Source organism: Streptomyces sp. NPDC045956, assembly GCF_056430705.1.
In genome coordinates, this window is the sequence record NZ_JBWKKZ010000002.1 from 106024 (window position 1) to 115200 (window position 9177).

The window sequence follows — 9177 nt, forward strand, 5'->3', positions numbered from 1 at the left end:
AAACTCGACCTGTCAGGGGAGTTGACCGGTCGCCGTCCCGCTCCTACGTTTTAGCGAACGCTCAGTAAGTCCTCGGTCGAGCCAGGCGGTGTGTCCGCCGCGCTCCGGGAAAGGAACCCATGAGCCCTCACCGCCCCGACCCTCCCGGCCCTCGCACCGCGGGACCGCTCGACGGCGTGCGCGTGGTCGAACTGGCGGGGATCGGCCCCGGCCCGTTCGCCGCGATGCTCCTCGCCGACCTGGGCGCCGACGTGGTGCGCGTGGACCGCCCCGGCCCCTCACCGCTCGGCGGCGCCCCCTCCCACGACGTCACCAACCGCAACAAGCGCTCCGTGGTGGTCGACCTGAAGACCCCCGAGGGCCCCCGGACCGTGCGGGCGCTGGCGGCACGCGCCGAGATCCTGCTGGAAGGGTACCGTCCCGGTGTCGCCGAGCGGCTAGGGATCGGACCCGAGGAGTGCACGGCCGCCAACCCCGCGCTGGTGTACGGCAGGATGACCGGCTGGGGCCAGCACGGGCCCCTCGCGCCCCGGGCCGGACACGACGTCGGGTACATCGCCACCACCGGAGCCCTCTCCATGATCGGCGCACCGGACGGGCCGCCCGCCCTCCCCGTCAACCTGCTGGGCGACTACGCGGGCGGCTCCCTCTACCTGGCCACCGGCGTCCTCGCCGCGCTGCTCACCGCCCGTGCCACCGGCCGCGGCCAGGTGGTGGACGCCGCGATCGTGGACGGCACCGCCCACCTGACCGCCATGTTCTGGGGCATGCTCGCCGAGGGCACCTGGCGCGACGACCGCGGCCGCAACCTCCTCGACGGAGGCTGCCCCCACTACGGCGTCTATGAGACCGCCGACGGCGGCTGGATGGCGGTCGGCGCCCTGGAACCGCAGTTCTACGCGGCGTACGTGGCCCTCCTGGACCTGGACGCCGAGGAGCTGCCCGACCGCACCGACCCACGCAACTGGCCCGAGCTGCGCGCCCTGTTCACCGCCCGGTTCAAGACCGCCACCCGACAGGAGTGGACAGCCGTCTTCGAAGGCACCGACGCCTGTGTCGCCCCCGTGCTCTCGCTGCACGAGGCGGCCGGCCACCCGCACCTGAGCGCACGCGGCACCTACACCGAGGCGTTCGGCGTGACCCAGCCCGCGCCGGCCCCCCGCTTCTCCCGCACCCCCGGCACCCTCCGGCGCCCGCCGGCCGTCCCCGGCGCCCACACCCCCGACGTGGCCCGCGACTGGGACGTACCCGAACTGCTGAAGGACCACCGCTGATGGAACTGTCCTCCCCCCTCGCCTACGCCGGCGATCCGCGCGCCGCCGCGGACCGGGCCGCCGCCCTGGAGTCCGCGGGCCTCGACGCCGTGTGGGTGGCCGAGGCCTACGGCTTCGACTCCCCGACCGTCATGGGGTACCTCGCCGCACGGACCGAGCGGATGCGGATCGGCTCGGCGATCCTCAACGTCTACTCGCGCACCCCCGCACTGATCGCCCAGACCGCCGCCGGACTCGACGCCCTCACCGGCGGCCGCGCCCTGCTCGGCATCGGCGCCTCCGGGCCGCAGGTCGTCGAGGGCTGGCACGGCCGCCGCTACGACCGCCCGCTGGGCCGCACCCGCGAGGTGATCGAGCTGTCCCGGCGGATCTGGCGGCGCGAGGTGATCGAGCACCACGGCATCACCGACCTGCCCCTGCCGCCGGAGAAGGGGGGCACGGCCGGCAAGCCGCTCAAGCTGCTGAACCACCCGGTCCGCGACACCATCCCCGTGCACGTCGCCGCCCTCGGCCCGGCCAACGTCCGGATGACCGCCGAGATCGCCGACGGCTGGCTGCCCTTCCTCTACGTCCCCGAGCACGCCGCCGAGGTCTGGGGCAAGCCGCTCGCCGAGGGCACCGCGCGGCGCGATCCCGCGCTCGGGCCGCTGTCCGTCGTCGCGGGCGGGCTCCTCGCCGTCGGCGACGACGCCGAGGCCGTCCGCGACCTGATGCGTCCCACCGTCGCCCTGTACGTCGGCGGCATGGGCGCGCCGGGCCGCAACTTCTACCACGACCTGGTCTGCTCCTACGGATACGAGGCCGCCGCGGCCGCCGTCCAGGAGCACTACCTCGCCGGCCGCAAGAAGGACGCGGAGGCCGCCGTCCCGGCCGAACTGCTGGAGCGGCTGTGCCTGGCCGGCCCCGAGGGCTACGTCCGCGACCGCGTCGAGGTCTTCCGCGAGGCGGGCGTGACGATGCTCAACGTCACCCCCGTCGGTCCCGACCACGCTCGGCTGATCGAGCGCGTGAGGAGTTGGCTGTGACACTGGAACGCCGTCTGTACGGTCCCGACCACGAGGCATTCCGCGAGACGGTGCGGGCCTTCCTCAGCAAGGAGGTGGCCCCGCACCACGAACGCTGGGAGAAGGAAGGCGTCGTCGACCGCGAGGTCTGGCGCTCGGCCGGCCGGCAGGGCCTGCTCGGCATGGCCGTGGCCGAGGAGTACGGGGGCGGCGGCACCGATGACTTCCGCTACAGCGCCGTCCTCATCGAGGAGTTCGCCCGCGCCGGGGCCTCCGGGCTGGCCCTGAGCCTGCACAACGACATCGTCGGCCCGTACCTGACCCGGCTCGCCGACGAGGAGCAGAAGCGGCGCTGGCTGCCCGGCTTCACCTCCGGCGACCTCGTCACCGCCATCGCCATGACCGAACCCGGCGCCGGCTCCGACCTCCAGGGCATCCGCACCACCGCCACCGACGAGGGCGACCACTACCTGCTCAACGGGGCCAAGACCTTCATCTCCAACGGCATCCTCGCCGACCTCGTCGTCGTGGTCGCCCGCACCACCCCCGAGGGCGGCAGCGGCGGACAGAGCCTGCTGGTCGTCGAGCGCGGAGCGGAGGGTTTCGCACGCGGCCGCAACCTCGACAAGATCGGCCAGAAGGCCCAGGACACCGCCGAACTGTTCTTCGACGACGTGCGGGTCCCCAAGGCGAACCTGCTGGGGGAGGAGAACCGGGCCTTCACCTACCTCATGGGCAACCTGGCCCAGGAGCGCCTGGCCATCGCCATCGGCGCCGCCGCCGCGGCGGAGGAGATCCTCGACGTCACCACGCGGTACGTCAAGGAACGCGAGGCCTTCGGCAGACCGCTGTCCGGCCTCCAGCACATCCGCTTCGAGATCGCCGAGATGGCCACCGAGACCGCCGTCACCCGGGCCTTCGTCGACCGGTGCGTCACCGAGCACGGCCAGGGGCGGCTCGACGCCGTGCACGCCTCGATGGCCAAGTGGTGGGCCACCGAACTGCAGAAGCGCGTCGTCGACCGCTGTCTCCAACTGCACGGCGGCTACGGCTACATGAGCGAGTACCGCGTCGCCCGGGCGTTCCTCGACAGCCGGGTCCAGACCATCTACGGCGGCACCACCGAGATCATGAAGGAGATCATCGGCCGCTCGCTGCTCCACTGAGTCCGCACCGGACCCGTACCACCGCCGGCCACCCGTACGCGGTGTCCGCGATCTCCGACCCACCCGACCCGGAAGGCACCTAAGGTGAGCACCGACGCGTACGTGTACGACGCGATCCGCACCCCGCGCGGACGCGGCAGGGCCGGCGGGGCCCTGCACGGCACCAAACCGGTCGACCTGGTCGTCGGCCTGATCCACGAGACCCTCCGCCGCTTCCCGGACCTCGACCCGGCGGCCGTCGACGACATCGTGCTCGGCGTGGTCAGCCCCCTGGGCGACCAGGGCGCGGACATCGCCCGGACGGCCGCCCTCCTCGCGGGACTGCCGGACACGGTGGCGGGCGTACAGGAGAACCGCTTCTGCGCCTCCGGACTCGAAGCCGTCAACCTCGCTGCGGCGAAGATCCGTTCGGGCTGGGAGGACCTGGTGCTGGCGGGCGGCGTGGAGTCCATGTCACGGGTCCCGATGGGCAGTGACGGCGGCGCCTGGGCCCTGGACCCGCGGACCGCGCACGCCACCGGCTTCGTCCCGCAGGGCATCGGCGCCGACCTGATCGCCACGCTGGAGGGCTTCTCCCGGCACGACGTGGACTCCTACGCCGCGCTCTCCCAGGAGCGGGCCGCCGCAGCCTGGAAGGACGGGCGCTTCGAGCGCTCCGTCGTCCCCGTGCGGGACCGCACCGGGCGGCTGGTCCTCGACCGGGACGAGCACATGCGGCCCGGCACCACCGCCGAGAGCCTGGCCGGGCTGACCCCCTCCTTCGCGCGGCCGGGCGAAACGGCCGGCTTCGACGCGGTGGCGCTCCAGAAGTACCACTGGGTGGAGCGGATCGACCACGTCCACCACGCGGGCAACTCCTCCGGCATCGTCGACGGCGCCGCCCTCGTCGTCCTCGGCAGCGCGGAGGCCGGCGAGCGCCACGGCCTGACCCCGCGCGCCCGGATCGTCTCCGCGGCGGTGTCCGGGGCCGACCCCACGATCATGCTGACCGGACCCGCGCCCGCCTCCCGCAAGGCGCTCACCAAGGCCGGGCTGACCATCGGCGACATCGACCTCGTCGAGATCAACGAGGCCTTCGCCGCCGTGGTCCTGCGCTACGCCAAGGACCTGGGCCTGAGCCTGGACAAGGTCAACGTCAACGGCGGGGCGATCGCCATGGGGCATCCCCTCGGCGCCACCGGCGCGATGATCCTCGGCACCCTCGTCGACGAACTGGCGCGACGCGACCTGCGGTACGGGCTGGCGACCCTGTGCGTCGGCGGCGGCATGGGCATCGCCACCGTCGTCGAACGCCTCTGACCGACCGTCCGGACCCGCAGCCGTCCGCCTTCCCGGGAGACCTCAGCCATGGACACCACCGCACGGCCCACCACCATCCGCTGGGAGGAGAGCGACGACCGCGTCGTCACCCTCGTCCTCGACGACCCGGACCAGTCCGTCAACACCATGAACGCCGCGTTCATCGACTCGCTGGACGCCGTCGCGGCGCGGCTGGCGGAGCGCCGTGACTCCGTCCGGGGCGTCATCGTCACCTCCGCCAAGAAGAGCTTCTTCGCCGGCGGCGACCTCCGCGACCTGATCTCCGTCACACCGGAGACCGCGGGCGCCTCCTTCGAGGCCGGGATGCGCGTCAAGCGCGCGCTGCGCGTCCTGGAGACCCTGGGCGCACCCGTGGTCGCCGCGATCAACGGCGCGGCGCTGGGCGGGGGTTACGAGATCGCCCTGGCCTGCCACCACCGTGTGGTGCTGGACAGCCCCGCCGCCCTGGTCGGGCTCCCCGAGGTCACCTTCGGGCTGCTCCCCGGCGGCGGCGGAGTGACCCGCACGGTCCGCATGTTCGGCGTCGTGGACGCGCTGCGGAAGGTGCTCCTGGAAGGCACCCGGTACGGTCCGGCGCGCGCCCTCGAGGCGGGTCTCGTCGACGAGATCGCCGCCGGCCCGGGCGAACTGCTCGCGGCGGCCCGCGCCTTCATCGACGCGCACCCGCGGTCCACGCAGCCCTGGGACGCCCCCGGCCACCGCATCCCCGGCGGCACTCCCGCGGACCCGGAGCTGGCCGCGCGGCTCCCCGCCCTGACCGCGCTCCTGACCAGGAAGACGGGCGGCGCCCCGTGCCCGGCCGCGCGCGGCATCCTCGCGGCGGCCGTGGAGGGCTCCCAGGTCGACCTGGACACGGCCTTCGTGGTGGAGGCCGGGTACCTGACGGAACTGGTCACCGGGCAGATCACCAAGAACATGATCCAGGGGTACTTCTTCGACCTCCAGGCGGTCGACTCCGGTGCCGGCCGGCCGGCGGGCGTCGCACCGCGCGGGGTGACCCGGGTGGGCGTGCTCGGGGCGGGCATGATGGGCGCGGGCATCGCCCACTCCTGTGCCCGGGCCGGGCTCGACGTCGTCCTGAAGGACGTCTCCGCCGAGGCGGCGGCGCGGGGCCGGGCCCACTCCGAGCGGCTGTGCGCCCGAGCCGTGTCCGGCGGCCGGACCACCCGGGAGCAGGCGGACGCCCTGCTGGCCCGCATCACCGCGACGACCGACGTCCGGGACCTGGCCGGCTGCGACGCCGTGATCGAGGCGGTCTTCGAGGACACGGGTGTCAAGCACCAGGTGTTCCAGGAGGTGCAGGAGGTCGTCGCGCCGGACGCGCTGCTGTGCTCGAACACCTCCACCCTGCCCATCACCGTCCTCGCCAAGGGGGTCGGGCGGCCGCGGGACTTCGTCGGCCTGCACTTCTTCTCACCGGTCGACAGGATGCCGCTGGTGGAGATCGTCAAGGGGGAGGAGACGGGGGACGAGGCGCTGGCGCGGGCCTTCGACCTGGTGCGCCGGCTCGGCAAGACGCCGATCGTGGTCAACGACTCGCGCGGGTTCTTCACCTCCCGTGTCATCGGACGCTTCCTCGACGAGGGCGTCGCCATGGTCGGGGAGGGCATCGAGCCGGCCTCCGTCGAGCAGGCCGCCGCCCAGGCCGGCTACCCGGCAAGGGTCCTCGGCCTGATGGACGAACTCACCCTCACCCTCCCGCGCCGGATCCGCGAGGAGAACCGCAGCGCGGCCGAAGCGTCGGGCCGCACCTGGCAACCGCATCCCGCGGACGCGGTGGTGGACCGCATGATCGACGAGTTCGGCCGCACCGGCCGGGCCGGCGGCGCCGGCTTCTACGACTACGTCGACGGCAAGCGCGCCGGGCTCTGGCCGGGACTGCGCGAACACTTCACCGATCCGGCGGGGCAACCGGCCGACCTGACCGAGCTGATGGACCGGATGCTCTTCGTCGAAGCCCTGGACGCGGTGCGCTGCCTGGAGGAGGGGGTGCTGGGCTCGGTCGCGGACGCCAACGTCGGCTCGCTGCTCGGCATCGGATTCCCACCGTGGACGGGCGGCGTCCTGCAGTACCTCAACGGCTACGACGGCGGCGCCCGGTTCGGGACGGGGCTGCCGGGCTGCGTGGCCCGCGCGCGGGAACTGGCCGCACGACACGGCGAGCGCTTCGCCCCGCCCGCACTGCTGCTGCGCAAGGCCGAGCGGGGGGAGACCTTCACCGACCGCTGATCCCGACAGAGGGACCTGTCCGGTGGCTCCGGCCGGGGGTGCGCGGGCTCCCGGTCCCGGCCCCGCCCCCGGCCCTCGCCCCGACCCCCCTCCCGCTCCTCACCCCCGCCCCCGGGAGCCCGCGGGCGGTACGCCCCGCTGCACCCCGGCTCCACCGGGCACGCCCTCAGGGCCCCCTCCCCGGTCGCCGCCGGCCGTTCCCTTCCGATCAGCAAGGAGGCCCCGATGACATCAGCTCCCGGCACCGCCACCGACCTGCCCGACGACCCGGCCGACCGGACCCTGCCGCACCTGCTGGCCCGCAACGCACGCGCGTACCCGGGACTGCCCGGCCTCTCCTGGCAGCCGGAGGACGGGGACGGCCACTGGACGACGTTCGGCTGGGCGGAGATCCACGAGCACACCCGCCGCCTCGCCGCCGGCTACCACGCCCTCGGCGTCCGCCGCGGCGACCACGTGCTGATGATGATGACCAACCGGCCCGAGCACTGGCTGTCGGACCTGGCGCTGGTCCGCCTCGGCGCGGTACCGGTCAGCGTCTACAACACCGCGGCCCCCGAGCAGATCACCCACATCGCCCGCAACTGCCGGGCCCGCCTCGCCGTGGTGGAGGGCGCCGCCCAGGTCGCGGTGTGGGAGCCCTTGCTGGCCGACGCCGACACCCCGCTGGAGCGACTGGTGGTGGCCCGGGCCGGTGCGGAGGAGGGCCACGTCCCGTACGCCGGCCTGCCGCGCGAGCCGGTGCCGGAGGGCTTCGACGCCGAACTGGACGCGGCCCGCCCCGAGGACCCGCTGACCGTCGTGTACACCTCCGGCACCACCGGTGAACCCAAGGGCGTCGTCCTCACCCACCGCGCGGTGATGTCCAACGCCCTGGCGCTCGACGCCGTGGTCGAACTGCCCCCGCACGTCGAGCACATCTGCTACCTGCCGTTCGCCCACATCGCCGAGCGGATGCTGGGCATCTACCTGCCCTGTCACCGGGCCTCGCACGTCCGCCTCTGCGCCGACCCGACGCGCGTCGGCGAGGTGGTGCGCAAGGTGCGCCCCGCGCAGTTCTTCGGCGTGCCGAGGATCTGGGAGAAGCTGTCCGCCGCCGTACGGGCCGTGCTGTCGCTGATGCCGGCCGACCAGCGGGCGGTCATCGACGAGGCCTTCGAGGTCGCCCGCGAGCACGTCGGGTACCGCGAGCGGGGCGAGACACCGCCCGCCGAGCTGGAGAAGCGCTACACCCGCGTACGCGAGGACGTGCTGCTGCCCATGCTGGCCGCGGGCGGGCTGGACCGGGTGACCTGGTCGGCCAGCGCGTCGGCGCCGATGGCGGCCGACGTGGTCGAGTTCTGGGCCGGCTTCGGCATCGTCATCATGGACGCCTGGGGGCTGACCGAGACCACCGGCGTGGCCACCAGCAACAGCCCGAAGACCGGTTTCCGGCTCGGCTCGGTGGGACGCCCGGTGGAGTCCGTGGAGATCCGCGTCGCCGAGGACGGGGAGATCCTGGTGCGGGGCACCTCCGTGTTCTCCGGCTACCTCCAGCCGGACGGTTCGGTGCGCTCCGAACTGGACGCCGACGGCTGGCTGGCCACCGGCGACATCGGCCGGATCGACGAGGACGGCTACCTCTGGCTCACCGACCGGAAGAAGGAGATGATCATCACCTCCACCGGCAAGAACGTGTCGCCGGCCCTGGTGGAGAACGCGCTCAAGGAACACCCGCTGATCGGACAGGCGATGGTGCACGGCGACGAGCACTCCTACCTGGTCGCCCTGCTGGTGCTCGACGCGGAGGCCGCCCCGGCCTGGGCCGCGGCCCACGGCGTGGAAGCGGCGGAGACGGCAGGTGGCCCGGCCCGGCTGGCGCGGCACCCCGTCGTCCGGGCCGAGGTGGAGCGCGCGGTGGCCGCCGCCAACACCCGGCTCAACCGCAGCGAGCAGGTCAAGCGGTATGAGCTGCTGACCGAGGAGTGGGGGCCGGCGACCGGGGAGCTGACCCCTTCGCTGAAGATGCGGCGCCGTGTCATCCGCGACATGTACGCCGACGCGTTGGCCGAGCTGTACCGGGAGTGAGCGGACGGCTGCCCGGGCCGCGGACCCGGGGGCCAGCAGGGGGGGGGGGGGGGGGGGGGGAGGGGGGGGGGGGGGGGGGGGGGGGGGGGGGGGGGGGGGGGTGGGGGGGGAGGGGGT

6 protein-coding genes are annotated in these 9177 nt (G+C 73.8%); all 6 read left to right on the forward strand.

Annotated features, from left to right (window positions below):
- The first annotated feature begins 119 nt into the window (after window positions 1-119).
- Window positions 120-1274 carry a CaiB/BaiF CoA transferase family protein gene (locus tag AC07FV_RS06220; protein ID WP_479085031.1) on the forward strand — a complete coding sequence of 385 codons (1155 nt, stop codon included), beginning with the start codon at window positions 120-122 and terminating at the stop codon, window positions 1272-1274.
- Window positions 1274-2299, forward strand: a complete 1026-nt coding sequence (locus tag AC07FV_RS06225; RefSeq protein WP_479085033.1) for an LLM class F420-dependent oxidoreductase — start codon at window positions 1274-1276, stop codon at window positions 2297-2299. The genes AC07FV_RS06220 and AC07FV_RS06225 overlap by 1 nt, the downstream gene beginning before the upstream one ends.
- Window positions 2296-3444 (forward strand): acyl-CoA dehydrogenase family protein, encoded by a 1149-nt coding sequence (locus AC07FV_RS06230; protein WP_479085034.1) that lies wholly within the window; start codon window positions 2296-2298, stop codon window positions 3442-3444. The genes AC07FV_RS06225 and AC07FV_RS06230 overlap by 4 nt, the downstream gene beginning before the upstream one ends.
- Before the next feature lie 84 nt (window positions 3445-3528).
- Complete coding sequence (locus AC07FV_RS06235; protein WP_479085036.1) at window positions 3529-4743, forward strand: acetyl-CoA C-acetyltransferase; 1215 nt, start codon at window positions 3529-3531, stop codon at window positions 4741-4743.
- 48 nt (window positions 4744-4791) lie between these two features.
- Window positions 4792-6993, forward strand: a complete 2202-nt coding sequence (locus AC07FV_RS06240) for a 3-hydroxyacyl-CoA dehydrogenase NAD-binding domain-containing protein (protein WP_479085037.1) — start codon at window positions 4792-4794, stop codon at window positions 6991-6993.
- Window positions 6994-7218: 225 nt separating this feature from the next.
- Window positions 7219-9060 (forward strand): AMP-dependent synthetase/ligase, encoded by a 1842-nt coding sequence (locus AC07FV_RS06245; RefSeq protein WP_479085039.1) that lies wholly within the window; start codon window positions 7219-7221, stop codon window positions 9058-9060.
- Window positions 9061-9177 lie beyond the last annotated feature (117 nt).